Below are 24,791 nucleotides of genomic sequence, written 5' to 3'. Positions count from 1 at the left end.
GGGTCAAGGGTTTGTCATGGCCGCAGGGTCAATAATTTGGTCGAACTCCGCTGCACTGACATAGCCCAGCTCTAGGGCCGCATCGCGCAGGCTTGATCCCTGCTCGTGGGCGTACTTAGCGATTGCACTGGCCTTGTCGTAACCGATCACAGGTGCCAGCGGAGTGACGAGCATCAGGGATTGCTCCACGTCGCGCTGGATGCGACTGCGATTGGGTTCGATGCCTTCCACCATGGCCACCCTGAAGGAGTGGCAGGCATCGGTGAGCAACTTGATCGTCTGCAGCAGGTTGAAGCCGATCAGTGGTTTGTAGACATTCATCTGCAGGTGGCCGCCGGCCCCGGCCATCGCAACGGCTGCATCGAGGCCGATCACCTGGGTGCAAACCATGGCCATCGCTTCGCACTGGGTTGGGTTTACCTTGCCAGGCATGATCGAACTGCCTGGTTCGTTTTCAGGCAAATGCAGTTCCGCTAAGCCGGCGCGGGGGCCACAGGCGAGCAGACGGAGATCGTTGGCGATCTTTAGCAAGCTCACCGCGAGGAGTCGCAGCTGGCCCATGGCATTCACCAGTCCGTCATGGCTTGCCATCACAGCAAATTTGTTCGGAGCCGAGACCAAGGGCAAGCCGCTCAGGCGCGCCAGTTCAGTCGCAGCTTGGTCGGCGAATCCTTCCGGGGCATTTAGGCCCGTTCCAACGGCGGTGCCGCCGAGAGGGAGCGGGAATAGCTCCTGCAGTGATGTTTCGATTCGGTTCCTGGCACTGCTGAGTTGATCGCGCCAGGCCGAAGCTTCTTGGCCAAGGGTGAGCGGCACCGCATCCTGCAGGTGGGTGCGGCCAATCTTCACGATGTCTTGCCAGGCCTCACTCTTGGAGGCAAAAGCCTCGCTGAGACGTTGGACTTCCGGCAACAGCCGGTGTTGGATGCCAGCGGCAGCAGCGATGTGGATCGCCGCTGGGAAGGCGTCGTTGGTCGACTGAGAGCGGTTGACGTGATCGTTGGGGTGTACAGGCTGATGGCTGCCTAATGGCTCCCCCTCGCTCTGCGACACGAGGTTGCTGATCACCTCATTGACATTCATGTTCGTTTGGGTGCCGCTACCGGTTTGCCAAACCCTCAGAGGGAACTGGTCGTCGTGACGCCCCTCGGCAATGTCAGCCGCCACTTTCACGATCAGATCGCGTCGGTTGTCATCCAACACCCCCAGGCGAGCGTTCACGATCGCTGCCGCCTGTTTGATTTGCGCTAGAGCATGGATCAGATCAACAGGAATGCGGTCATCACTGATGGCGAAGTTCTGGAGAGATCGCTGAGTCTGTGCCCCCCAAAGGGCCTCAGCCGGCACCTCGACGGCCCCCATGCTGTCGTGTTCGGTCCTAGTTGTTTGGGTCATGGCTTTGCTTCAGGGCGTAGCACCAGCACGATGATGAGCAGCATCCCGCTCACGCTAACCACCACGTAAATCCAGTCGGCATAGGGAGTCCAGAACATTGACTCAGAGGCCGAGTCGCTCCCAGACCACCCCTAGGTTGGCTTGGTGCAGCTGGGTACTGAAACACTCAGCCAGTTGGTCTGCATTGAGCTTGTTGCTCACCTCGGGATCGCTTTGAAGGTTGGCGCGGAAGTCACCACCATTGGTGTTCCAAGCGCTGTGGGCGTTGCGCTGCACAACTTCGTAGGCATTCTCCCGGCTCATACCGCCATCCACGAGGGCGAGCAGGACCCGTTGGCTGAAAACCACGCCTCCGTAGACATTCATGTTGCGGATCATGTTCTCTGGGTAAACCCCGAGGCCAGAGATGACGGCGGTCATCTCGCGCAGCATGAAGTGCAGGGTCACCGAGCAGTCCGGCAGCATCATCCGTTCTGTTGAGCTGTGGCTGATGTCACGTTCGTGCCAGAGAGCCACGTTTTCCAGGGCTGCCACCACGTAGCTGCGCAGCACTCGCGCTAAACCGCTGATCCGTTCGCTGCGAATCGGATTGCGTTTATGGGGCATGGCCGAGCTGCCTTTCTGTCCCTTGGCGAAGCTTTCTTCGACCTCCAGAACATCGGTGCGCTGCAGGTTGCGAATCTCTGTGGCGAAGCGATCGAGCGAGGCGCCAACCAGGGCGAGGATCTGCACGTAATCGGCATGGCGATCGCGGGAGATCACCTGGGTGCTCGCCGTGTCGGGAGTGAGGCCAAGAATCTCGCAGGTGAGTTTTTCCACCTCTGGATCTGTATTGGCGTAGGTGCCCATCGCTCCGCTCACCTGGCCTATGGCTACATCACCCTCTAGCCGAGCTAGGCGCTCACGATTGCGGCGGGTTTCGGCCAGCCAGCCAGCCAGCTTGAATCCAAAGGTGATCGGTTCGCCATGGATCGCGTGAGAACGGCCGATCATCACGGTGGCTTTGTGTTCACTCGCCAGTTTGGTAATCGCGGCGTCCAAGCTCGCCAACTCCTGGCGTAGGAGCGCGACGGAGGCTTTCAACTGCAGCGCCAGGCCTGTATCAAGGACGTCGCTACTCGTCATGCCGACGTGGATGTAACGCCCAGCATCGCCAACGTGCTCATTCACATTCGTCAAGAAGGCGATGACGTCGTGGCGGACCTCGGCCTCGATCTCAAGGATCCGCTCGGGTTCAAACGCCGACTGTTCGCGGATCGTTTGCATCGCGTCCTTTGGAACACGACCAAGCCTGCAGTTGGCCTCACAGGCCGCAACCTCAACATCCAGCCAACTTTGGTATTTGGCCCGGTCTGTCCAGATCTCGCCCATCTCGGGCAGGGTGTATCTCTCGATCAAGGGCCAGCGCGTGGCGACAACTCAACCAATGTATGGCGCTGAAGGCTTGGACATTGCGCGTGGCGCTAAGCGGAGGTGAGACGGCGATGCTCAACTTCCCACTGAACGTTCTGTCCCCAAGCTTGCTGACGCACCCAGCACAGGCCGCCCCGACATTCGATCACTTGAAAGGGAGGAAGATCTGTGGGGTGGTTATCGAGGGTGACGAATGAGCCTGGAGCGAGCAGTTCGAGGACGCGGTTCGACGCCTCGCTGGACTTGCGACAAAACGTGGCACGAAGGGATGGGCGGCGTCCGCTTTTGATGTTGAAGACGTTGTTGGCTGACACGGACTGCGTGCGGCTTGCGAAGATCTTCAGGGAGGTCTGTGGAACTCCGGGTGGAACTCCGGTATTTGTTTCGGTTTCACGGTGCTTTTATGTCGAAATGGCTCGTAAACAGCGTTTAGATCTCCACATGCTGACGTTGGGCTTGGCGGCATCCCGTCAGCAAGCACAACAGCTCATTCGTGCTGGCAAGGTCAGAGACCGTCGGGGCCAGCTGCTCGACAAGCCAGGTCACACGGTTTTGCCCGATCTCGAATTGATCGTGGAGCAGCCTCCTCGGTTTGTTTCAAGAGGGGGTGAAAAGTTGCTGGCAGCGCTGGAGGCATTTCCTGTCTCGGTGGAGGGGCGCACCTGCCTTGATGGTGGAATTTCGACGGGTGGCTTCACCGATTGTTTGCTGCAACACGGGGCCGGTCGGGTTTATGGCATTGACGTTGGCTATGGCCAGACGGCCTGGAGTTTGCGCATTGATGAACGCGTTGTTCTTAGAGAGCGCACCAACTTGCGTCGACTGAGCGCAGCTGAGCTTTATGGGCCTGATGACGTCCTCCCCACACTGGCTGTCGCAGACGTGTCGTTTATCTCCCTTGCACTCGTCCTTCCAGCGATTCGTGCCTTGCTGCAACCGCAGGGGAGCGAAGCATTGGTGTTGGTGAAGCCTCAGTTTGAGGTAGGACGCGATCGGGTGGGTAAAGGGGGTGTGGTCAGAGATGGTTTGGCTCACAGGGATGCGATTGCATCAGTGATCTCTGCTGCACATTCCCTGGGCTGGAATGCCCAGGGAATTGTGGGGTCTCCGATTACCGGTCCTGCTGGCAACCACGAATACATGTTGTGGTTAAGCGAGCTTGCGCCACAACAGATCTCTGATGAAAAGGTTCAGCAGGTGGTTCAGGACACGCTGAAATCAGAGAGCTGAGCTGTCACGATCTCCGGTGCGAATGCGCACGACGGTGTCGACAGATGAGACAAAAATCTTGCCGTCGCCGATCTCGCCTGTTTTCGCTGCTTCCGCAATGGCGTTAATCACATCGTCGACGCGGTCGTCGTCGATCACAACGTCCACTTTCAGCTTCTGCAGAAATTCAACAGTGAATTCTGAACCGCGATATCGCTCTACTTGCCCCTTCTGCCGACCGAAGCCGCGCACTTCGCTCACTGTCATGCCAACGATTCCGGCATTAACTAAAGCCAATTTGACGTCCTCAAGCTTGAAGGGACGGATGACGGCTTCGACCTTTTTCATGAGTTGTTGAGTAATCGCTCCCCTGAGTGTGTCAGGAATTGAGCTGAGATGACAGGACCGGAAGAGGAGAAAGGTTCAATCCGGCGTTCGAGGCATCCTCAATGAGCTCATCGGCATTGGAATGACTCACCGTGGCAAGGCCCTCAGCGAGAAGCTCCCAATGGGACTCCTCAAAATGAGTCTGGAGCCACAGCATGCCGTGAACGCTCTCAGGCTGTAGTCGGAAAGCTTGTCCTTCGGTAATCAGACTGAGATCCATTGCTAGCGCTCCCAACTTTTATCCATTAGGCCTGTATTCCGGCCGATGAGTTGTACGCGTTGATACCAAATAAAGCAGTTCTGGGCCCCACTCAACATTTGTGGAGGACTGGCTTTAGGGTCGTGCGCTGGAGTTTTCCGCACTCGTTTTATGAGCAACCCCGGCACTGAGCTCACCAAAACTCCGCTATATGGCGAAAGGGCTATTGCAGATGCGGAGTTGATCTGTTTCGACAACCCAAGGCCCGCACGCCCCTATGAGGTATCGATCGAATTGCCGGAATTTACGTGCCTCTGCCCGTTTTCGGGGTATCCGGATTTCGCGGTGTTGCGCTTGATTTATCAGCCAGGACCTCGAGTGGTCGAGCTGAAAGCGATCAAGTTGTACATCAATCATTTTCGCAACACTTCGATTTCCCATGAAGAGGTGGCGAACAAAATTCTTGATGATTTGGTGACGGCCTGTGCTCCTGTTTGGATGCAGCTAGAAGCTGATTTCAACCCTCGTGGAAACGTTCACACGGTCGTGAGAGTCAGTCACGGGACCCGTCAACCCTGCTGATCAGGATTGGCAATTCAGCAGCCAAGCCAGCGAGATTTCGATTGCAAAGCCCGCCGATGTGCAGCTTTCTGTTAGATGGCTGAAACGGTGGCGGGTCGAGTACGGCCCATAGTTGTCGGGTTGCGATCAAGCTGAGGCCTCCGCCAAGCAATGTGATCGCGAAACCTGCATAAACGAGTGGCACGCCAGGGTCACGTTTGAGGAGGAGTCCGCTGGCAGGCATGATCTCGGCCACCCTTAGAGGAAGTCCTTTGATTTCAGCGGATGCTCCGCCAGGTCGCAGGTTGCCAAGTAGCGATCCGTCTGCATCGAACACCTGAACAGGGCCTTGTTCACTGCTCGTGCTCATCAGCACTGGTTCGGATCCATCCGGGCGTGTGGGAAGCACAAGACCCCAAATTTGTTCGCCGAGTTCGGGAAAACTACGGAGGGGTAATTGCAGTTGAGGACTCTTGCCGATCTGCACGGTGATCGCAGCCAGCGACCAATCCGCTTGATAAACAGTCATGCCTCGATATCGGAGCGGATGATTCACGCTGATCATGCGCTGCTCTGAAGGCCCTCCTGGTGGATCAAGCCTCAGCGTTGATCGGAATTGTTCGGTGCGTCCCGCTGGATCACGCTCAATCGCGAAGCGCTCGAGGGTGAGCGAGAGCCGGTTGTTGCCAGAGGGGTCAAGCAGATCAAGGGCTCGGCCAGGTGCAAGGAAGCGTTCCAAGCGGTTTCCAGACAATGCTCCCCATGCAGCCCCGATGAGCAGCAGCACCAAGCCGGTGTGAACCAATAAGGGGCCAACCTTGCCAATCACGCCGCGCCGGGCTGCCAGGCGATCCTCATGCCTCTGAACCTGCCAGCCTTGCTTCTGGAGCTGCGAAGTCAGCGTGTTTAAGGCCGACTCACCGTCGGAACAGCGAATCGATTCGGCTAACGCCAACTTGCTGAGTTGCCTGGGTTGGCGATAGTCAATCCAGCGCGTGGTGGCGATCAGTGCTGGCCATTGACGACGCCAGCTGCACAAGATCAAGGCCAATCCCAGCCAAGCCAAAAGGCTTAAAAACCACACGCTGGAATAGATGCTGTCCAGCTGCAGTTGCAACATCTGTTCGCCATTGATCAATCCGAGCCATGGGTCGGCATTGAAACGCTCGAGATACAAATCAGGCGCTTCGTTTTGCGGAAGAATGGTTCCAAGGGCGCTTGCTCCTGCAATCAGCAGCAGCAGCAGGATCGCCAAACGAAGATCCGAGATCAGGGCGAAGAGTCGGCGAAGGGCAGCCATCGGATCAGGTCAGTCTCGCTAATAAGGTGAGACTGCCTGTGGCCAGCAGGATTACGCCACTGATCGGTGGAACCCACCGGCCGATAGGCCGCAACGCCAGCAAGCGCGGCAGAGAGGCTGCCAAGTTGCCTGCGAGCAGCAAAGGCAGCACTTGACCCATGCCGAAGCTTGTCAGCATGAGCACGCCGAGGAGCGGGCGTCCTGTGCTGGCAATCCAGCCCAGTAGAACGGCCAGTACGGGTGTTGTGCAGGGTGAAGCAGCGAGCCCAAATGCCAACCCTGCTGCGACCGGGGCTAGCGGAGCGGGCACCTTGCTGGTCCAACGCATCGGGTCTGGCCCGGCGGGGAGGGGGATGCGAACCACCCCGAGCAGATTGAGTCCCATCACCACTGCCAAGACCGCAACAACGGTTGGGACCAAACCAGGCACTTGACCGTAAATGCGGCCCAGCAAGCCACTCAGGCTTCCCAGCACAACCAGGGCGCCAACGATTCCAGCGCAAAACGACAGGCTGCGTTGCCAAGGCTTCTGCTTGCTCTCAAATCCGGCTAGGTAGGCGAGCGTGACCGGCAGCAAAGACAGGGAACAGGGCCCCAGGCTGGTTAAGGCTCCTCCTGCAAAGACAAGAGCCACAGTGATTGGACCAGGCTGCTGCAGCGCATGGTTGAGCAGTTGCTCGCTGCTGCGGGCAAGGTCTGACAGTGCCAGCTCGAAAGAGGAAATGGTTGTACCGGTGAGGCCGGGCTCAATTCAAGGTCACCTTATCCACGACGCTGTTGCTCGCGGAGGCTGCGACCACCGATTAAGCCAGTGGACTCGAGTGAGCATCGGATCAATAAGCCAATAATCACCATGCTGGAGAGCAACGAATTTCCTCCATAGCTGACCAGTGGGAGGGGGAGGCCTGTTGTGGGCATGGCCCCGGAGGCCACTGCAATATTTATTAGTGATTGTCCAACGAGAAGGGTTGAACAGCCAATGGCAGTCAGCCTTGCCTGGTTGCTTCGGCAGCGCAAAGCAACACGCAGTCCCAAGAATCCCATCAGCATCAGAAACACCAGCAACATCACAGACCCCACGAACCCAAACTCTTCGGCGTAGACAGCGAAGATGAAATCTGTGCTTTGGATGGGCAGATATTGCAGTTTCTGGGTTGATAGGCCGAATCCTTGGCCAAAAATCCCCCCTGATCCAATCGCCAGCAGGCTTTGAATAAGTTGATAACCATCACCCTGGGGATCGTTCCAAGGATTCAGAAACGAGATCACCCTGATGCGTTGATATTCATTGATCAAAATGCTGCTGACCCCGAGCATGCCTCCGGCTAGTGCGGTCCCAAACAGTTGAAGCAAGGGAAGCCCTGCTGAAAAGGCCATCAACCAGATCAACAGACCGATCAGTGCCGCGGTACTCAGATTCGGCTGTTTGAGGATCAGCAGAACGAGGATGGCGAAGCTTGCTAGCCAGAGCAGTTTTTGATCGAGTGCGTTCCGCTTCCAATGGGAGAAGAGATTGGCAGCCTGAAGAACGACAAATGGTTTCACCAACTCTGATGGTTGGATCTGGATGGGACCGATCACCAGCCAGCGACTTGCTCCATTCACCGTGGTGCCCATCACCAAGGTGGCTCCCACCATCAGGCAGCCGATCCATAGGCCAGGGCCAGCGATTTTGAGCCAACGTCTAAGCGTTGTGGAAGCAACGAATGCCATCAGGCTCCAGCTAGCCACCATCCAGACCAGTTGGCGCTTGAGGTAGTAAGCCCCTTCTCCCTGTTCGCGGGCGGCAACCCACCAGCTGGCGGATGCCAAGACCAATAATCCAGCAACGCACCAGATGGCTGTGAGACTCAGGAGGAGCCTCGCCTCTGTTGGCCAAAGGGACCAATCGAGAGGTAACAACCGTTGCCAGAGTCCCCGCGGATTGGATGCTGAGTCCTTAGGGCCTTTCACAGCCCCCTTCCGCGTGGGTCGGCTCCTTCTGGAGGTCACGCTGGTGTCGCTCAAGAGGTGAAGAGATGAAGAGTCCGGCTTCTATTGAGCCGCCCTCTGAACGTTTTGCCAAGCCAACACAACAAAAAACCCGACCTAGGCCGGGTTGGAGTGATGCAATGAAACGCGTTGGGAATTAATTTCCAACGTTGACCTGACGGCCACCGGTACAAAGTTCAACTTTGATGATGCGGCCACCTTGCTTCTGGATGCGCTGTTGTTCAGCAAACCAGCTCTCGTAGGGAACCCACTTGGTGAAAAAGGTGTTCTGCAACTCACGCTGCGAACGGACCTTCTCAGGTGAGGGGATGCAGGCTGTGACCTTGAAGAGACGCATCAGTTGCCAAGACCAGAACAGATGTAGTCGAAGTAGACACCCATCTCCTTGCCAGCATCAGGGCCGACCAGGGAAGCAGTGACTTCCTTCATGGCTTGGATGGCCTGGACGGTTGCGCCAATCGGCACTCCCAAGGAGTTGTAGGTCTCCTTAAGACCGTTCAGAACACGCTCATCAAGGATGGAGGTGTCACCAGCGAGCATCGCGTAGGTGGAATAGCGCAGGTAATAATCCAGGTCGCGGATGCAAGCTGCATAGCGACGCGTGGTGTACATGTTGCCGCCTGGACGGGTGATGTCCGAGTACAGCAGGGATTTGGCTACAGCTTCTTTAATGATTGAAGAAGCGTTGGCACTAATCGTTGCTGCAGCTTTGACTCTCAGTTCACCACTGGTGAAATACTGCTCAAGGCTGGTCATGGACGTGGTGTCCAAATACAGGCCTTGAACGTCAGACTTGTTGATAACGTTGGTGATCGCGTCTTGCATGGATCAGTTGAAGTGGCGTGGAAGATTGGTGATTCCGATGATTCAGGCGAGAGCGCCGATCACGTAATCGAAATAGAAGCCAGCCTCTTCGGCATCTGCGCCGGTGAGGATACTCATGGCAACTGATTTCATTTCGCGCACGGACTCGGCCATGGCTTCAAGAGGTGTGCCAAGCGAGCGGTAGAGCTCACGGGCACCAATCACGCCAATCTCTTCGATCGGTGTGACATCGCCAGCAACGACGCCGTAGGTGACAAGACGGAGGTAGTAATCCATGTCTCGCAAACAGGTTGCGGTCATTTCTTGGCCGTAGGCATTTCCACCAGGGGAAATGACATCGGGACGTTTCTGGAACAGCTGACCACCTGCTGTTTTGACGATGCGCTCACGGCTCTCGCTGAGAACCTGAGCGACACGCAAACGGCGTTGTCCGCCACTGACAAAGGACTTGATCTGGTCCAATTCGCCAGGATTGAGATAGCGGGCTTCGGCGTCCGCGTTGATGATCGAGTTGGAGACGATGCTCATGCAGTTCTACCTCGAAACAAGCGGCCGCCCGAAGGAGGCCGATATGCCGGTGAATGTGGGGTGAATATGGTGATCTCAAAGAGATCAGTAAGCAGCTTAAGGGCTGCTTGGGGGTTGGACGTTGAATCCAGGCCGAAAAGGGTGCAGATGTTGTATCTGTTGACCTTTTTCGAAGAAGTTAGAAGTGGCAAGAGCCGTATCCAACTTTCGCCTCTTTATTCTCCTTCAACAGCGAGAATCGCTTCTGAGTCGGTAACAGATCTTCATTGCTGGCGAACTGGTTGCGGGGCTCCTGGCGTTAAGAAATTTATGGACGGTATTTCTCTATTCAGAAATATGAAATGTAAAAGGTTTTTCTGAGTTGTTCAAGGCCTTTCGCCGTCCCGTTTGGAGATCCGCCAGCGTATTGATTTATAAGTCTTCCTTTAAAAGGAATAAAGCTTGTATCTTTCCTTGCGGTGAGGTTATATGTGCGTCATGCGATTGGTTCGCAAAGAGTTAAATGTTTATTTCTTCAGCCTAAGCAATCAATTCATCTAAAAGGGATAATAGGTGGATCGTTATTATTTAGTTATGGCTTTGATCTTTGAATGAAGCCCGCACTTACAGGGGTGAATCCATGGGTGGGTTAAGACCTGCATTCCCTCTGTAAAGCATTGAGGTGCGAATGATTGTGGCTTGGTCTTGTCCTGACGAAGTAGTCATGCCCTTGATTTGTGGAACATCATTTGCTTCTTCTTGTTTCCGTTTGTTGAGGAAATAAAGGGTTGCTTGTTGTTGACCATCGCGTGCGCGGGTAATTAAAAACTCTGAGACTTCTGCTGGTGTGCTTGCGCGACCGAGTAAAGCAAGTCCGGCTGCCGCTGCTGCGCGGAGAGGAGACATGCTGAATAAGCGGTTTTGAAAGGCTTCACTCATGGCTATGGATTGCACAAACCCTGAGAGGTCCACATCCATGTTGCGTAATTGTGATTCGGCTGTGTCTAAGCGCTCATTATCGAGAGGGATGCGATTCAGGAGTTGTCTGTAAGTTTCGGTAATCGCAATTTGTAGTTCGTCTTCGGTGAATGGAGCTTTAAGTTGAATGGATGGGGAGATTCCAGCCCTACGCGAGAAACCACTTGCATCTTTCGTCTGAAGAGCATTTACTAGGCCAGACTTTTGTCCTTCCTGTATAGGAACTACAAACGTTTGCTTGCTGGTGGGTTGACTTCTCTTTGAGTTGAATTTGGAGCGTGAGCTTTCTGTAGAGGAGGGGAAAACTAACGCTTCAAGTTGCGAACCAGTGGTGAGCTGGGTGGGGGCAAGTATTTGTTCTCCCCTCATCTTTTTCAAACTGCTGAAGGGCGTCCTTCCGGAGAAAGAGCTGAGCTTGACCTGGAGAAGCCGATTGCAATCTGAAGGGTTGCGACGTTTCATCAGGTTGGTGATGGCCTGACGTTGACCTTCTTCAGCTCGTGTTTTCAGAAATTCTGCGACCTCTGATGGGATAGCCGTTCGCCCAAGGAGAGCAAGACTTGCGGCAGGTGCAACCCGTAGGGGGGCGATTCGAGAGAGCCTTTGTTGGAATGTATCGCTCATTGCGACGGCTTCTATGAATTCCGACAAATTAATATCTAGGTTGCGTAGTTTTGACTCAGCACTTGTAAGCCTCTCCCCTTCAAAGGGGATGAAATTAAGTAGTTGTCGGTAGGTCTCTTCGACAGCATATTTTAATTCGTCTTCAGTAAAAGGAGGTTTGAGCTCGACCCAAGACGTGATCCCTATTTTGCTGGCAAAGCCTGCTCCGGCCTGACTATCAAGAGCGCGACTCAGTCGTGCACCTGGCACCTCTGGAGATGCTGAGCCTTTGAAACTAACTTTGGCTGCCCAAGTGGGTTGCTTTTGATTGTCTGTAGTGCTGCCAGGTTTGGTCAGTGCAATGGACGATTCACGTGAATCAGATTTGCGCAGTGGCTCCGATCGCACCCAGTTCTCAATCGAGCTGTTCGCTTTGGATTGAAGATTCCTTGGGGTTATGTCACCAGGAGTCTTAAAGCTGTTCCCTGATTTGAGTTCAGGGCGTGTTCTTAGGTTGAACTCTATCTGGGCTTCAAGATTGAGTTGCTCTTTCCATGTCGGCGCACGTCGACTGGTGAGATCCTTTGGAGTGATGAAGCGTTCATAGGGAACGGTGTCATCACCGAAGCATTCTGAAAACTCTGGACTATTGATAAGAGCATCGACCAGGCCATAGAAACCCTGACGCGCCGCGGTGTCGAATAGAGCATCGATTTCCCAGCGGCCAAATGTGGGGCGGCCAAGCAGACGCCGGTGCATGACTTCGATGGCCTTGGTGATGTAGAGACCTTCCCAGTAGCGACGGCGGAATGGACTCGACCGTGCAACTAGGCGAATGAATTCACGCAGATTGATATCACCGTTCTCAAGTCTGTTTTCGGCGCTTTCAACTCTCTTGGTGGCGTAACCGGTATTTCCAAGAACTTGAACATAAACAGCTTTAATCACCGCTTGTGTACTCGACTCAGTCCCTCGGATGCTGGGTTGTCCAGCTCGGCGTGGGATCGAGTTCCCTCCAGTTGCGATCTGTTGGAGACGCACAATCTTGGGTCCAAGTCGGCGAGGACGGCTACTGCGGAATTGGGGGCTGTCCATTTGACCCGGTTGGGTCAGGCCATTGCTCACCAGTAGCCGTCGGGTGTCGTATCCGAAGGGGGCTGGGCGTGTAGATACGGATGCAGTGGCTGACGGGAAAATCGCTCCGTATTGATTACCGATTGGATCATTCCCACCGCCGTAGACGTGCTGGTCTCCTAAAGGTTGGCGATAGGCCGCATAAAGGGTGATGTATTGAGGTGCCGATTCAAAAGGAGCGCTAAATCGAAATAGGCGGCGATTTGAACCCCATCCGGCACTTTCCTGCGCCTCTTCGCCGAGATCACGTAGGTAAGGAACAGTTTCTTCTCCAAAGGTTTGGGCGTACTCCGCACCATTAATCAAGACATCGACAAGACCATTGAGGCCTTGATTGCTAACGATCGAGAAGGCCTTTCGAAATTCTTCGAGGGAACTGATTCCGCGGCCAAGAAAATGTCTATAAGCAAGTTCTACGACTCTGCTGTTGACGAATCGGCCATAAAACTGGGTCCTGTACTCCTTGCTTTTCCCCAGTGCGCGAATGAATTCGCGCATGGATAATTTGCCCTGCACGAGCTGGCTGGCTTCCACCTCACAAGGGGTTTGCGAGTAACCCTTAGCGATGTCCCGTTCGAACACTTGCCTATAGGCAGCGCGAACAATCTCCGCTTTTTCAGCGCCGGAAAGTCCGGAACGCATTTCAAAACGCTGAGCTGTTTCGGACGCCAACGCATAGATCGCAGGGAGTTGAAGACCCTGGCGTACGGAACTTCCTAACTTCTGACGTGTCGAAGGTGTTGGAACCGCAAGCTCTTTGAGCAGAACGTCAAAGCATTCAATGGTGAGACGACGGGCCTCAGGGCGATCTCCTAGTAAGGCGGCAGAAGCTGCACGCATTTCTTGGAGGGCCACGTTCGTTGCCAGAAGGGAGCAACCCTTTTCAAGCAGGTCCCTTAAGCCGCGTGTATTGACAGCAAGAATGCTTGGGTCTCCGGCTACTAAGGCGTAGCCCACGTAGCGAAGGAACCAGCCAAGATCGCGCACGGATTTGCGCATGTTCCCTGGGCCGTATTTCGCCACACTGATGGCTGTAAACCCTGTGGGCAAAACGATGCGTACATCACCATCGTCGTTGCCCTGGAGCAGTCTGCTGAGAAAATTGCCCTTGCTACCGCTGGATTCAGTGCCGGTAAAGGTGCGAACTGAATCTTGGAATGCAACCTGATCAGCGGCTAATGGAGTGGCGTCCTTGGCTGACACCTCTCCCGTGCTGAGGGGCTCCTCCAAAAACGAGAGAGGTGTGCCGCCTACAAAAATTCGATTGGCGGCACGCGCAACGATTGATTCCGCATTGCTTGCTAGGAGGCGCGCTGCCTCAAGTCGATCATTCCCACTCCGGAAAAACGTGATCAGAGTGTCGAGCTCACCACCGTCTGGAAAGCGGTCTTGCTGCTCAGCCTGACGGACACTGGAGAGCGGCAGGGTGTCGTACAGCTGAGGGGAAACCCTTGGGCTGCCGCTACTAGCGGTCACTGTCATGAACGAGAGCAAGCCGGATTCCGTCAGGTTACGGCCCATCTCTGGGGGTTCTGGCCAGCCATGAACAAATGTTTGCAGCTCTGATGAGGTTTTGGGTGCAAGGGCGAGCTCCCGTGAAATGCTCCCTTGAACGACTCCTTCCAGCATTGGCGGCTTTATGAACACTTCCCCCTCGGATGTCGCTACCCCAGTGGTGAGCGCTTTTTATGACCGCTTCCCCTATCCAGGCGACCCCCTTCAAGACGGCCCTCCCCCTGGATACAACTGGCGCTGGTGCCACGACAGCGTCCTCGCTGTTGTGCGAGGAGGACTTCAATCGCAGGACTCAAGCCTGGGTTCGATTCGGATTCTTGATGCGGGCTGTGGCACAGGTGTCAGTACGGACTATCTCTGCCATCTCAATCCAGGGGCCGAGGTTTTGGCCGTGGACATCAGTGCCGGAGCACTCGACGTGGCACGGGAGCGCTTGCGTCGCTCAGGCGGTGCTGAACAGGTCCGATCCCTACGTCAGGAACAACGAAGCCTGTTGGATCTTGAGGATGAAGGTTGTTTTGATTACATCAACTCCGTGGGTGTATTGCATCACCTGCGCGACCCGCTGGCTGGATTGAAAGCGCTTGGACAGCGTTTAGCCCCTCAAGGACTTTTGCATCTGTTTCTGTATGCCGATGCTGGCCGCTGGGAGATTCATCGCACCCAGCAAGCCCTGAAGCTTTTGGAAGCGGGCATAGGTGCGGATGGCTTGAGGTTGGGACGTGAGCTGTTGTCAGACTTGCCTGAGACCAATCGTTTGCGCCGCACCCACGAACAACGTTGGGCGCTTGACACCCATGCGGATGCCAACTTTGCCGACATGTATTTGCATCCTCAAGAAACCAGTTATGACCTCGAAAGGTTGATGGCCTTAATCAAGTCATCAGGCCTTTACTTCGCTGGGTTTTCGAACCCGTCTGTCTGGGATCCAGCGCGATTGCTCAAGGGTGAATTGCTATCAAGAGCTCAATCCTTACCGCCATCGGACCAATGGGCACTGGTAGAGCAGCTCGATCCTGATATCAGTCACTTTGAGTTTTTTGTGAGCGCTCAACCTGTTCACCCTTTGCGCTGGGAGAACGACGAAACGCTTCTCCAAGCGTGTGGTCGACGCCAGTCATGTCTGTGGGGATGGCCATCTAAAAGCATGTTGGGGCCAGATCTCGAACCCATCTCTATTTCAGATGAGGAATTGAGCCTGCTCCGCCTCGTGGATGAAAAACCAGGCGTTCCACTCGGAACCCTTAGTGGAGACAACACAATTGCTTCTCTGGCCAGAGAGCTGATGAGCAAAAAATTGCTTTTGCTCGAGGCCGATCATGCGTTGTTTAGCGGAATCGCGTGATAGATTCCGGCCGCTTTCTCAGGCGCAATTTGCAAGCCTTGCCCTCCACAGATTCAGCTGCGGTGTCAAACCCGGCTGGAAATGGAATGGAGTCTTTCGCTCGGCTTCAAGTTCGCCTGATGCTGGCCACAGTGATCGTGTCTGTCGTTGCGGTTTTATTCGCATCGTTTTACTTCGATCTTTTTGTGGCCAGAAGCCTGCTTGTTGGAGCTGTCGCTGGTCTTTTTTACCTGCGTCTACTCGCCCGCAGCGTGGCCCGGCTCGGTGGAACTTCCCGTCAAGTTGGTCGTTTTCAGCTCGTTGTTCCGATCCTTCTCATCGTTTCGGCAGCTCGATTCCCCCAACTCGACCTCTTACCTGCATTCGTAGGTTTTCTTCTGTACAAGCCCGCCTTGATTCTTCAGACCGTTCTCGACGGCTGATCTCGCGCATCCCTCTTCTGCATTCATGGCTTTGCTGCCTTTCACACTGCCGTTCGCCGAACTGGAGGTTGGCCACCATCTGTATTGGCAGATCGGTAACCTCAATCTTCACGGCCAGGTTTTCCTCAGCTCCTGGATTTTGATCGGTGTCCTGCTTGCCTTTGTGCTTGTAGGTACTAAAAATCTTAGTCGCGATCCAAAAGGTACGCAGAATCTTCTTGAGTTCCTGTGGGATTACATTCGTGATCTATCCCGTGATCAGATTGGAGAGAAGTATTACCGCGAATGGCTTCCCTTCATTGGCACCCTCTTTCTGTTCATCTTTGTCAGTAACTGGGGTGGCGCACTGATCCCTTGGAAGGTGATCGAACTCCCCGAAGGAGAACTCGGTGCTCCAACTGCAGACATCAACACCACGGTGGCGATGGCTCTGCTTGTGACACTGGCCTATTTCTACGCCGGTTTAAGCAAGAAGGGTTGGAGATTCTTCGAGCTTTACGTGGAGCCGACCCCGATCATGCTCCCGTTCAAGATCATCGAGGAATTTACTAAGCCGCTGTCTCTTTCTTTCCGACTTTTCGGAAACATCCTTGCGGATGAATTGGCGGTAGGTGTGCTGGTTTATCTGGTGCCCCTGATTGTTCCTCTTCCGGTGATGTTGCTTGGCCTCTTCACCAGTGCTATTCAGGCTCTTATTTTTGCGACTCTTGCGGCCTTCTACATTGGCGAAGGTCTCCACGAAGCGCACTAGTTGATTCACGGCCTTTTCGAAGGCTCGTCTGCTAGAAACTTCTGCGCGCAGGTCCGACCATTAGTTTTCGGGCCCACTTTCTTTTAAGACGGTGTCCCTGCGCAGGGTGATCTAACTCCCACTTCATACTCTCAGCGCCTCCCGGCGCGCCCCCAAACGCACTCAACATGGATTCCATCACTTCTGCAGCCTCCGTCGTTGCTGCTGGTCTGGCCGTAGGTCTGGCTGCCATCGGTCCTGGTATCGGTCAGGGCAGCGCTTCCCAAGGTGCTGTTGAAGGCATTGCTCGTCAGCCTGAAGCTGAGGGCAAGATCCGCGGCACCCTGCTGCTTTCACTTGCATTCATGGAGTCTCTGACGATTTATGGCCTTGTGGTGGCACTGGTGCTTCTGTTCGCCAACCCATTCGCATGATGCAGAGTTGGGGAGTGTCCCTTTTTGTAGGGTCTCTCTCTCTTTAACTCTCCACGCAATTTCTCGCTCCTCTCCAGCTCAACTCTTCCATGACCTGGCTTCTGTTCGCTGAAGCGGCGGTTCCGGAGGGAGGTCTCTTTGACCTCGATGCCACGTTGCCTTTAATGGCGCTTCAGGTGGTTCTCCTAACCTTTCTGCTTAATTCTCTGTTCTTCCGGCCAGTTGGCAAGGTCGTGGAAGATCGTGAGGGATATATCAATACGAGTCGTGCTGATGCCAAGCAGAAGCTTGAGCAAATCAAGCGGCTCGAGGCTGATCTTCAAGATCAACTCCGCGGAGCCCGACAAGCTGCCCAGTCAGCGATTGTCGAAGCTGAATCGGAAGTTGATGCTCTTTACCGAGAAGCATTGGCTGAAGCGGAAGCTGAGGCTAATCGCACTCGCGAGACAGCCCGCAGAGAGATCGAATCTCAGCGAGATGCTGCTCAATCCAGCTTGATGAGTAAGGTCGATCAGCTCAGCTCCCAGATCATCAAACGACTGACGGCTGCCTGATGACTGTTTTCTTTCCTTTAATTGCTTCTGAGGGTGGTTTTGGAATCAACCTCAATCTTTTTGAAACCAATCTGATCAATCTGGTCATTGTGATCGGAGTTCTCTATTGGTTCCTAAAAGGATTTCTTGGCGGCATGCTTCAGAGCCGACGCGAGACCATTCTTCGTGATCTCAACGATGCCGAGAGTCGTCTTAAGACTGCTACTGCTGAGCTAGCTAAAGCACAACAAGAGCTTTCCGTGGCTCAGCAAAAAGCGGACAAGATTCGCGTTGACGGCACTGCTCGTGCTCAAGCCATTCGATTGGATGGTGAGAAGCGCACGATTTCTGCTATGGCTGCTCTCAAACAAGACGCTCTGGCCGACCTCAATGCTGAAGGTGCGCGTTTGACAGAACAGCTTCGTCGTCAAGCAGCTTTAGCTGCTATTGACCAGGCGATGACTGAACTGCCGAAACGACTCGATAGCAAGGCGCAAGAAAGGCTTATTAATTCCTCTATTAAAAATCTGGGGGATTCCTGATGCCTCTCCTCAATTCTCTGGCCACTCCTTACGCCGATGCCCTGCTTCAGGTCACCGATAGTCGCAAAGAGTCGGAAGAAGTCGCAGCTCAATGCAAAACTCTTCTTACTGCTTGGGAGAGTTCGGAGCCGCTTCGGAACTCGATGACCTCTCCTGTTCTGGAGCCTGAAGCAAAGAAGAAAGCTTTGACAAGCCTCCTTGCTGAGCAAATCACTCCTTCGTTATTGAATTTGCTCAAGGTTTTGGCTGACCGCCAGCGCCTTCCTGCGCTTGAAGCCGTTCTTTTGCGCTATCTCGAACTCTATAGAGAGTCACGAAATATTGCTTTGGCCCATGTTCGCTCTGCGCAACCTCTCTCAGACGAGCAGCAGGCTGCATTGACTACCAAAGTCCAGTCAATGGCTGGAACCAATGACGTCGAAATCGATCTAGAGGTCGATCCTTCGTTGATTGGTGGTTTCGTCATCAATCTCGGTTCACAGGTGATCGATGCCAGCCTCTCTGGTCAGGTTCGACGCCTAGGTCTTGCGCTCGCTAAGTCGAGCTGAGCTAAGCCCCACCTTTATCTCGCCCCTCCACTCACCACCCGCCCCTGGGTTTTCCCGCCATGGTTTCCATCAGACCCGACGAGATCAGCGCCATCCTTAAGCAGCAGATCGAGGACTATGACAAGTCCGTATCGGTCAGCAACGTCGGCTCCGTCCTGCAAGTAGGCGATGGAATCGCCCGCGTTTATGGCCTACAGCAGGTGATGGCTGGAGAGCTGGTTGAGTTCGAAGACGGTACCGAAGGCATTGCTCTCAACCTCGAAGACGACAACGTTGGCATTGTGCTGATGGGTCAGGGCCTTGGTATTCAGGAAGGGAGCACTGTGCGTGCGACCGGCAAGATTGCCTCAGTCCCTGTTGGTGATGCACTGCTTGGACGGGTGGTGAACCCTCTTGGTGAAGCCATTGATGGCAAGGGTGAGCTCCCTTCCAATGAAACACGTCTGATTGAGTCACCAGCTCCAGGAATTATTCAGCGAAAGTCTGTGCATGAACCCATGCAGACGGGAATTACCGCTATCGACGCGATGATCCCAATCGGCCGTGGCCAGCGCGAGCTGATCATTGGTGACCGTCAGACTGGCAAAACAGCTATCTGCATCGACACGATCCTGAACCAGGCGGATCAGGACGTCGTCTGTGTTTACGTGGCAATCGGACAGAAAGCGGCCTCTGTCGCTCAAGTCACGGAAGTCTTGCGCGAGCGTGGAGCTCTTGATTACACCGTGGTGGTGGCTGCAAACGCATCTGATCCAGCTGCGCTTCAGTATTTGGCTCCCTACACCGGAGCGTCGATTGCTGAGTACTTCATGTACAAAGGCAAGGCCACTTTGGTGATTTACGACGATCTGACCAAGCAGGCTCAGGCTTATCGCCAAATGTCTCTGCTTCTCCGCCGCCCTCCCGGTCGTGAGGCTTATCCCGGTGACGTGTTCTATTGCCACAGCCGCTTGCTTGAGCGCGCCGCAAAACTTTCTGATGCCATGGGCAAGGGTTCAATGACCGCCCTGCCGATCATTGAGACCCAAGCAGGTGACGTTTCTGCCTATATCCCAACAAACGTGATTTCGATCACAGACGGTCAGGTCTTCCTCAGCTCTGACCTGTTCAATTCCGGCCTACGTCCTGCGATCAACGTGGGTATCTCTGTGAGTCGTGTTGGTGGTGCAGCCCAGACCAAGGCGATTAAGAAGATTGCTGGAACTCTGAAGCTTGAATTGGCGCAGTTTGACGAACTGGCTGCTTTCTCGCAGTTTGCTTCTGATCTTGATGCCGCTACTCAGCAGCAGCTGAGCCGGGGCAAGCGTCTTCGTGAGCTTCTTAAGCAGTCTCAGTTCAGCCCTCTGATTTTGGCTGAGCAGGTGGCGATCGTTTATGCAGGCGTGAAAGGTCTGATCGACGATGTGCCTGTTGAACAGGTTGTTCAGTTCTCTCGCGAATTGCGAGAGTATCTCAAGAGCAATAAGCCTGAGTTCATCAGCAAAATCCAAACAGAGAAGGTCTTGAGCCCTGAAGCCGAGACCACTTTGAAAGAGGCGATTGCTGAAGTTGTGTCCACCATGACGGCCTCCGCCAACTGAGGGCTTAAGCCATGGCAAATCTCAAAGCGATCCGTGACCGAATTAAATCGGTCAAGAACACCCGCAAGATCACAGAGGCCATGCGCCTCGTGGCTGCGGCCAAAGTCCGTCGAGCCCAAGAACAAGTTCTGCGAAGTCGGCCGTTTGCGGACCGACTAGCGCGACTTCTAGAAAATCTTCAATCACGCATGCGTTTTGAAGATGCACAAGCTCCTTTGCTAGAGCAACGTCCCGTTGAAACGATCACATTGATGGCCGTCACGGGCGATCGCGGTCTTTGCGGTGGTTACAACTCCAACATCATTAGGCGCACTGAGAAGCGTTTCGCTGAGCTTCAAGGCCAGGGTTACAAGGTGATGCTCGTTCTGATTGGACGAAAAGCGATTGGTTATTTCACCAATCGGAATTATCCGATTCAAGCCACCTTTACTGGTTTGGAGCAAGTCCCTACGGCTGATGAAGCCGGTTCGATCGCCAGCGAAATTTTTGCTGAGTTTCTTTCGGGCGCATCAGATCGTGTCGAGATCATCTATACCAAATTCATTAATTTGGTGAGCTGCAAGCCTGTGGTTCAGACACTTTTGCCCCTTGATCCCCAAGGGATTGCAGAGGCAGAAGATGAAATCTTCCGTCTCACAACTAAGGAAGGTCGTCTCACTGTTGAATCAGGTAATGCTCCGGCTAATTCACAGCCAAAGTTGCCTTCGGATATCGTTTTCGATCAAAGTCCTGATCAACTTTTGAATGCTTTGTTGCCTTTGTATTTGCAGAATCAACTTTTGCGTTCATTGCAAGAGTCGGCGGCATCTGAGTTGGCAAGTCGCATGACTGCGATGAACAATGCCAGTGACAACGCCAAGGAGTTAGCAAAAACTCTCACTCTTGATTACAACAAGGCTCGTCAAGCAGCGATTACCCAGGAAATCCTGGAAGTTGTTGGTGGTTCGGCGGCTGCAGGGGGCTAGCTCTCCTTTGCTCATCAATTGTGGCCGGCCCTGGGGGCCGGCTTTTTTAATGGAGTGATGACTTTCACTCTTCACCAGCTGTTCCCAACGGTTGTGGCCACAACCAAGCTGGTTATCGATCCGCTGGATCTTGCTGGACATTTGCAGACGCTGCTGGCTCTTAGGGGTGGGGATGTTGGCAACCCCAGCGCGGGATGCGCTTGGACGGGGGATATCAACGGAGTTTGGCAGTTGCATCACCTGGCCGAATTTGCTCCCTTGGTGCGCAGGGTGACAGAGCAGGCCATGGGGTATCTGGAGGCCGTTGGCTTTGATCGCAGCCAAGTGGCTTTGCATCTTCAGCGCTGCTGGCCTGTGCTGAGCGAGTGGGATCAGCTCGTTGGCCGCCATCACCATCCCAATGCCCATCTAAGTGCCGTGCTTTATCTCACCGGAGATGGTTCAGGGGAGGAGGGTGTGCTTCGCGTGCATTCCCCTCAGCAAAGCAATGAGCTCGTGCCAGGACTCGTTACTGGTCATGGCGGGCCAATTGCTTCTGATCACCCTTTGAATTCTGAACGTTGGGATTTAGCTCCTGAGGTTGGCTTACTCGTGCTGTTTCCTTCCAGGCTTGATCACAGCGTGTTGGCGAATGGCGATCCTGAATCGCTGCGCTGCTCGATCAGTTTCGATTTTGTGATCACGGCTCCTGAGCAGGGCAATCCACCGGAATACCTAGCGCCCCATCCCTCGCAATGGAGTCCCTGCTCAGATCTGTCGTCATAAGGCCTGTTGCCCTGAGAAGATGATTGACCAAGGCTTCTCTTTAAGGATGAGCGATAACGCCATTGCTGCCGCTACTTTCAACGTCAGCATCGAAGTGGATTCTGTTGAACACAGCTTTCCCTGTCGTTCAGATCAAACCGTTTTGGAGGCTGCGGAAGCCGCAGGGGTGATGCTTCCCAGCTCTTGCTGTTCTGGGGTTTGCACCACCTGTGCAGCCCGTCTCAAAAGTGGATCGGTGGAGCAATCTGATGCGATGGGGGTAAGAGAAGACCTACGCGCTGATGGTTTTACTTTGCTCTGCGTTGCGCTTCCTTGTTCCGATCTACAGCTTCTAGCCGGTCAAGAGGATGCGCTCTATGAGGCTCAGTTTGGTCAGTACCAGAAATGAGGTTGACCTCGAAAACGTTGACGTTGCCTTGGCCGAAAGATCTAAGGGCGTCTGATTTGCGTGGTTGGCTGAAAGATCAATTGTGCATTCATGGTGACCCCCTGCGTTGGGCCATCACCGCTGTCCATCATTCAGCGCAAGATCATGGTGCTGTCTTGCAGGTTGAAGCGGTGTTGATCGAGTGAGGGAGGGGCTGGCTTTGGGATCTCCCCTGCCCACGTTGATGGTGGTCCCAACGGGGATTGGTTGTGCGATCGGCGGGTATGCAGGCGATGCGCTTCCGAGTGCAAGGCTGCTGGCGGCGGCCTCCGGGTGTTTGATCACCCATCCCAACGTGATGAATGGGGCTTCCTTGTATTGGAAAGACCCTCGCATTCACTACGTGGAGGGCTACGGTCTTGACCGTTTTGCCGCCGGCGACTGGGCTCTGCGATGTGTACGTCAGCAGCGGATTGGTTTGCTTTTGGATGCTGATCTCGAACCGGAGCTGCGTCAGCGCCACCTGCAGGTGGCCGATGGTTGCAGGGCAACGCTGGGCATTGAAATCGGCCCTGTGGTGACTAGTGATGTGCCCTTAGGAGTTCATTTGGGCCTGGGCCAGAGTGGTGCGAGTTGGGGCACTCTTGAGCGCCCCGATGCCTTATTGCGGGCGGGTGAACGCTTAAAAGCCAACGGTGCAACGGCGATTGCGGTGGTTGGCCGCTTCCCCGACGATCAGGGAAGTGAGGCTTTGGAGGCCTACCGCCACGGCAGCGGTGTGGATGCCATGGCGGGAGCCGAAGCAGTGATCAGCCATCTACTGGTGCGCCACTTGCAGATTCCCTGCGCCCATGCACCGGCCTTGTCGGCGTTGCCGCTGGATCCGCAGTTGGATCCTCGTGCTGCAGGGGAAGAGTTGGGTTACACCTTTTTGGCTTGCGTGTTGGTGGGTTTAAGCCAGGCTCCAACGTTGGTTCAGCGCTCAGCGGCCAACTCTGGTGATCTTGTGGCCGCTGATTTGGGAGTGTTGGTTGTTCCAGAGGGCTCTTTGGGGGGAGAAGCCGCGTTGGCTTGCCTGGAGCGCAGGGTGCCTGTGATCAGTGTGGCCAATCCTTCCGTGCTGGAGGTCACATCAATAGCTCTTGGTGTGGGCTCGGAGGTGTTGCAAGCAGGCTCTTATGCCGAGGCGGCTGGATTGGTGCTGGCCTTACGAGAAGGTGTTGCTTTATCTGCATTGATGCGACCCATATCTGCTTTGAAGGAGCTGGAGTAATGGCAAGCGCTGCTGGTTTTGGATCATCAAAAAGCAGTGAACCATGCCCTTGTTTGAGCGGAATGAGCTACGAAAGCTGTTGCGAACCTCTGCATCGTGAGAAGCAAAGGGCGGCTACTGCTGAGCAGTTGATGCGATCGCGTTATTCGGCTTTTGCGCTTGCAGAAGTTGATTACTTAATTGCAACTCATCCGGATTCATTGACACCTTTGCTGCAACGCCGCAAAGAGCTACGTAAGAATTGTCGTGAGGTGCGTTGGTTGGGACTGAAGATCAAGGCCGTGGAGGCTGGGGGAGTAGATGATCTTGAAGGCACAGTGACATTTGAAGCAACATTTGGGGCAGGTGGTCAACGCAATGTGATGACCGAAACGTCGCTCTTCCAACGGAGGGATGGGGATCTGAAGGGGCACTGGTTGTATATCAAGCCTCTGTAATTCATGATTGCTTAGGGCGAGCTCTGTATTTTCAACTTTCTGCGTGCACTCCGTGGATTGCTTCCATCCGGTTTTCTCAACAGAAAGGCGTTGGCTAGAAGTGATTTTGAACTCTTGAAGAGGTTGTTGACGTGAAAAGGAAATCCCATTCCCTCGAGAGGATTATTAGACCTTTCTTCAGCTTGAATTCATAAAAACGACGCTTTTATAAAGCCAAAGAGATCATTCTAAATAATGAGTCATCGCTCAATTATTTACCTTTATTATATCCATTGGGTCCTAATCTTTTGAGACGCTCTTGAAATCAAAGCCAATACTCCTCAATGAATGCAAGAAGTGGCTTTGCAGAAAAAATGACCAAGTAAAAGTCTGTACTCTCAAGCCAATTTCAGCGGTATACATAAAAAAAGAGCCGGCGATGGCCAGCTCTTTTTATCCCAAAGTTCTGGGATGAATTAGTCGGCTTCAGCCAAGACCAATTTGGGAAAGAATTCCTTGACCAGTTAGAAGTTCTGTGCCGAGGCCGATCACGAAGCCCATCATTGCAAGTCGGCCGTTCCACTGCTCGGCGAAGGATGAAAAGCCAAATTTGGTGTCGTTCATCTGTTGTTAAGAAAGTTAAACACACTGTAACAGACTGTTGCGCGACCTGGCGGGGTTGGCGCGATGGCTTCTGGTTTGCGGCTGATTAAAGGCAAAGCCGGGCCTGTCGCGGCGCTTCTCGCAACAGGCCAGCGCCAAGCAATCGCCAATCAAGTAGTGCTTTCCCCATCCGCTGACAAGCGGTACACAGTGAAGAGGAGCTTAATAGACATGCTCGGATTGAGTCCTT

The 24,791-nt window shown here is 54.2% G+C and carries 30 protein-coding genes; 16 read left to right on the top strand and 14 right to left on the bottom strand.

Annotation, left to right across the window (positions count from 1 at the left end; all coding sequences use genetic code 11):
* Positions 1 to 3 precede the first annotated feature (3 nt).
* The 4 genes from fumC to SynPROS91_RS09570 form a co-directional block, all read right to left on the bottom strand.
* Positions 4 to 1,395, bottom strand: coding sequence for a class II fumarate hydratase (gene fumC / locus SynPROS91_RS09585; RefSeq protein ID WP_186516342.1), 1,392 nt, complete (start codon positions 1,393 to 1,395; stop codon positions 4 to 6).
* Positions 1,392 to 1,493: an adenylosuccinate lyase gene (locus SynPROS91_RS09580; protein WP_186516340.1), complete on the bottom strand. Its 102-nt coding sequence runs from the start codon at positions 1,491 to 1,493 to the stop codon at positions 1,392 to 1,394. The genes fumC and SynPROS91_RS09580 overlap by 4 nt, the downstream gene beginning before the upstream one ends.
* A gap of 4 nt (positions 1,494 to 1,497) precedes the next feature.
* Positions 1,498 to 2,793, bottom strand: coding sequence for an adenylosuccinate lyase (gene purB, locus SynPROS91_RS09575; protein ID WP_186516337.1), 1,296 nt, complete (start codon positions 2,791 to 2,793; stop codon positions 1,498 to 1,500).
* Positions 2,794 to 2,858: 65 nt separating this feature from the next.
* Positions 2,859 to 3,122 (bottom strand): hypothetical protein, encoded by a 264-nt coding sequence (locus SynPROS91_RS09570; protein WP_186519830.1) that lies wholly within the window; start codon positions 3,120 to 3,122, stop codon positions 2,859 to 2,861.
* A 97-nt stretch (positions 3,123 to 3,219) separates the two neighbouring features.
* Here SynPROS91_RS09570 and SynPROS91_RS09565 point away from each other — a divergent pair, with 97 nt between their 5' ends.
* Positions 3,220 to 4,038 carry a TlyA family RNA methyltransferase gene (locus tag SynPROS91_RS09565; RefSeq protein WP_186516335.1) on the top strand — a complete coding sequence of 273 codons (819 nt, stop codon included), beginning with the start codon at positions 3,220 to 3,222 and terminating at the stop codon, positions 4,036 to 4,038.
* On the opposite strand, the gene SynPROS91_RS09560 is transcribed toward SynPROS91_RS09565, so the two are convergent.
* A complete protein-coding gene (locus tag SynPROS91_RS09560; RefSeq protein ID WP_186516333.1) occupies positions 4,027 to 4,365 on the bottom strand; it encodes a P-II family nitrogen regulator in 339 nt (112 codons plus the stop codon). The genes SynPROS91_RS09565 and SynPROS91_RS09560 overlap by 12 nt on opposite strands.
* A 31-nt stretch (positions 4,366 to 4,396) precedes the next feature.
* Complete coding sequence (locus tag SynPROS91_RS09555) at positions 4,397 to 4,624, bottom strand: hypothetical protein (RefSeq protein WP_186516332.1); 228 nt, start codon at positions 4,622 to 4,624, stop codon at positions 4,397 to 4,399.
* A gap of 150 nt (positions 4,625 to 4,774) precedes the next feature.
* Between SynPROS91_RS09555 and queF the strand changes: the two genes are divergently transcribed.
* The gene (queF, locus tag SynPROS91_RS09550; protein ID WP_186516331.1) at positions 4,775 to 5,185 is read left to right on the top strand and encodes a preQ(1) synthase; all 411 of its coding nucleotides are present in this window, start codon (positions 4,775 to 4,777) and stop codon (positions 5,183 to 5,185) included.
* Here the strand turns inward: queF and SynPROS91_RS09545 are convergent.
* From SynPROS91_RS09545 to SynPROS91_RS09515, 7 genes are all read right to left on the bottom strand, one after another.
* Positions 5,157 to 6,464, bottom strand: coding sequence for a cytochrome c biogenesis protein ResB (locus tag SynPROS91_RS09545; protein WP_186516330.1), 1,308 nt, complete (start codon positions 6,462 to 6,464; stop codon positions 5,157 to 5,159). The genes queF and SynPROS91_RS09545 overlap by 29 nt on opposite strands.
* A 4-nt stretch (positions 6,465 to 6,468) precedes the next feature.
* Positions 6,469 to 7,137 (bottom strand): cytochrome c biogenesis CcdA family protein, encoded by a 669-nt coding sequence (locus SynPROS91_RS09540; RefSeq protein WP_186519687.1) that lies wholly within the window; start codon positions 7,135 to 7,137, stop codon positions 6,469 to 6,471.
* 89 nt (positions 7,138 to 7,226) lie between these two features.
* Entirely contained in the window at positions 7,227 to 8,471 is a 1,245-nt protein-coding gene (locus SynPROS91_RS09535; protein ID WP_186516320.1) for an FtsW/RodA/SpoVE family cell cycle protein, read from the bottom strand.
* 121 nt (positions 8,472 to 8,592) lie between these two features.
* A complete protein-coding gene (locus tag SynPROS91_RS09530) occupies positions 8,593 to 8,793 on the bottom strand; it encodes a phycobilisome linker polypeptide (RefSeq protein ID WP_006854332.1) in 201 nt (66 codons plus the stop codon).
* Positions 8,793 to 9,281 (bottom strand): allophycocyanin subunit beta, encoded by a 489-nt coding sequence (apcB, locus tag SynPROS91_RS09525; protein ID WP_011620232.1) that lies wholly within the window; start codon positions 9,279 to 9,281, stop codon positions 8,793 to 8,795. Before apcB ends, SynPROS91_RS09530 begins: the two co-directional genes overlap by 1 nt.
* A 42-nt stretch (positions 9,282 to 9,323) precedes the next feature.
* Positions 9,324 to 9,809: an allophycocyanin gene (locus tag SynPROS91_RS09520; RefSeq protein WP_186516318.1), complete on the bottom strand. Its 486-nt coding sequence runs from the start codon at positions 9,807 to 9,809 to the stop codon at positions 9,324 to 9,326.
* Positions 9,810 to 10,412: 603 nt separating this feature from the next.
* Positions 10,413 to 13,985: a phycobilisome rod-core linker polypeptide gene (locus tag SynPROS91_RS09515; RefSeq protein ID WP_370586761.1), complete on the bottom strand. Its 3,573-nt coding sequence runs from the start codon at positions 13,983 to 13,985 to the stop codon at positions 10,413 to 10,415.
* Positions 13,986 to 14,142: 157 nt separating this feature from the next.
* Between SynPROS91_RS09515 and SynPROS91_RS09510 the strand changes: the two genes are divergently transcribed.
* From SynPROS91_RS09510 to SynPROS91_RS09445, 14 genes are all read left to right on the top strand, one after another.
* A complete protein-coding gene (locus SynPROS91_RS09510; RefSeq protein WP_186516316.1) occupies positions 14,143 to 15,363 on the top strand; it encodes a bifunctional 2-polyprenyl-6-hydroxyphenol methylase/3-demethylubiquinol 3-O-methyltransferase UbiG in 1,221 nt (406 codons plus the stop codon).
* 86 nt (positions 15,364 to 15,449) lie between these two features.
* Positions 15,450 to 15,785: a hypothetical protein gene (locus tag SynPROS91_RS09505; RefSeq protein WP_186516313.1), complete on the top strand. Its 336-nt coding sequence runs from the start codon at positions 15,450 to 15,452 to the stop codon at positions 15,783 to 15,785.
* A gap of 25 nt (positions 15,786 to 15,810) precedes the next feature.
* Positions 15,811 to 16,536: a F0F1 ATP synthase subunit A gene (atpB, locus tag SynPROS91_RS09500; RefSeq protein ID WP_186516310.1), complete on the top strand. Its 726-nt coding sequence runs from the start codon at positions 15,811 to 15,813 to the stop codon at positions 16,534 to 16,536.
* Between the two features lie 167 nt (positions 16,537 to 16,703).
* Positions 16,704 to 16,949, top strand: a complete 246-nt coding sequence (atpE, locus tag SynPROS91_RS09495) for an ATP synthase F0 subunit C (protein WP_006854325.1) — start codon at positions 16,704 to 16,706, stop codon at positions 16,947 to 16,949.
* 89 nt (positions 16,950 to 17,038) lie between these two features.
* Positions 17,039 to 17,503 (top strand): F0F1 ATP synthase subunit B', encoded by a 465-nt coding sequence (locus tag SynPROS91_RS09490; protein WP_186516307.1) that lies wholly within the window; start codon positions 17,039 to 17,041, stop codon positions 17,501 to 17,503.
* Positions 17,503 to 18,024: a F0F1 ATP synthase subunit B gene (locus SynPROS91_RS09485; RefSeq protein ID WP_186516304.1), complete on the top strand. Its 522-nt coding sequence runs from the start codon at positions 17,503 to 17,505 to the stop codon at positions 18,022 to 18,024. The genes SynPROS91_RS09490 and SynPROS91_RS09485 overlap by 1 nt, the downstream gene beginning before the upstream one ends.
* On the top strand, positions 18,024 to 18,572 hold the full coding sequence (gene atpH / locus SynPROS91_RS09480; RefSeq protein WP_186516301.1) for an ATP synthase F1 subunit delta: 549 nt from the start codon (positions 18,024 to 18,026) through the stop codon (positions 18,570 to 18,572). The genes SynPROS91_RS09485 and atpH overlap by 1 nt, the downstream gene beginning before the upstream one ends.
* 59 nt (positions 18,573 to 18,631) lie before the next feature.
* Entirely contained in the window at positions 18,632 to 20,152 is a 1,521-nt protein-coding gene (atpA, locus tag SynPROS91_RS09475; RefSeq protein ID WP_186516300.1) for a F0F1 ATP synthase subunit alpha, read from the top strand.
* A gap of 11 nt (positions 20,153 to 20,163) precedes the next feature.
* Entirely contained in the window at positions 20,164 to 21,117 is a 954-nt protein-coding gene (locus SynPROS91_RS09470; protein WP_186516297.1) for a F0F1 ATP synthase subunit gamma, read from the top strand.
* Positions 21,118 to 21,174: 57 nt separating this feature from the next.
* Positions 21,175 to 21,882, top strand: coding sequence for a putative 2OG-Fe(II) oxygenase (locus SynPROS91_RS09465; protein WP_186516294.1), 708 nt, complete (start codon positions 21,175 to 21,177; stop codon positions 21,880 to 21,882).
* 46 nt (positions 21,883 to 21,928) lie between these two features.
* A complete protein-coding gene (locus tag SynPROS91_RS09460; protein ID WP_186516292.1) occupies positions 21,929 to 22,270 on the top strand; it encodes a 2Fe-2S iron-sulfur cluster-binding protein in 342 nt (113 codons plus the stop codon).
* Positions 22,267 to 22,455, top strand: coding sequence for a hypothetical protein (locus tag SynPROS91_RS09455; protein ID WP_186516289.1), 189 nt, complete (start codon positions 22,267 to 22,269; stop codon positions 22,453 to 22,455). The genes SynPROS91_RS09460 and SynPROS91_RS09455 overlap by 4 nt, the downstream gene beginning before the upstream one ends.
* A 38-nt stretch (positions 22,456 to 22,493) precedes the next feature.
* The gene (locus SynPROS91_RS09450) at positions 22,494 to 23,522 is read left to right on the top strand and encodes a DUF3326 domain-containing protein (RefSeq protein ID WP_186519685.1); all 1,029 of its coding nucleotides are present in this window, start codon (positions 22,494 to 22,496) and stop codon (positions 23,520 to 23,522) included.
* Positions 23,522 to 23,959 (top strand): YchJ family protein, encoded by a 438-nt coding sequence (locus SynPROS91_RS09445; protein ID WP_186516287.1) that lies wholly within the window; start codon positions 23,522 to 23,524, stop codon positions 23,957 to 23,959. Before SynPROS91_RS09450 ends, SynPROS91_RS09445 begins: the two co-directional genes overlap by 1 nt.
* A 465-nt stretch (positions 23,960 to 24,424) precedes the next feature.
* On the opposite strand, the gene SynPROS91_RS09440 is transcribed toward SynPROS91_RS09445, so the two are convergent.
* Positions 24,425 to 24,562: a high light inducible protein gene (locus SynPROS91_RS09440; protein WP_186516284.1), complete on the bottom strand. Its 138-nt coding sequence runs from the start codon at positions 24,560 to 24,562 to the stop codon at positions 24,425 to 24,427.
* Positions 24,563 to 24,791 lie beyond the last annotated feature (229 nt).

The organism is Synechococcus sp. PROS-9-1, assembly GCF_014279775.1.
In the GTDB taxonomy this organism is placed as follows: domain Bacteria; phylum Cyanobacteriota; class Cyanobacteriia; order PCC-6307; family Cyanobiaceae; genus Synechococcus_C.
The sequence above is the reverse complement of the archived record's forward strand: the minus strand, read 5'-3'. Positions and strand labels throughout refer to the sequence as shown.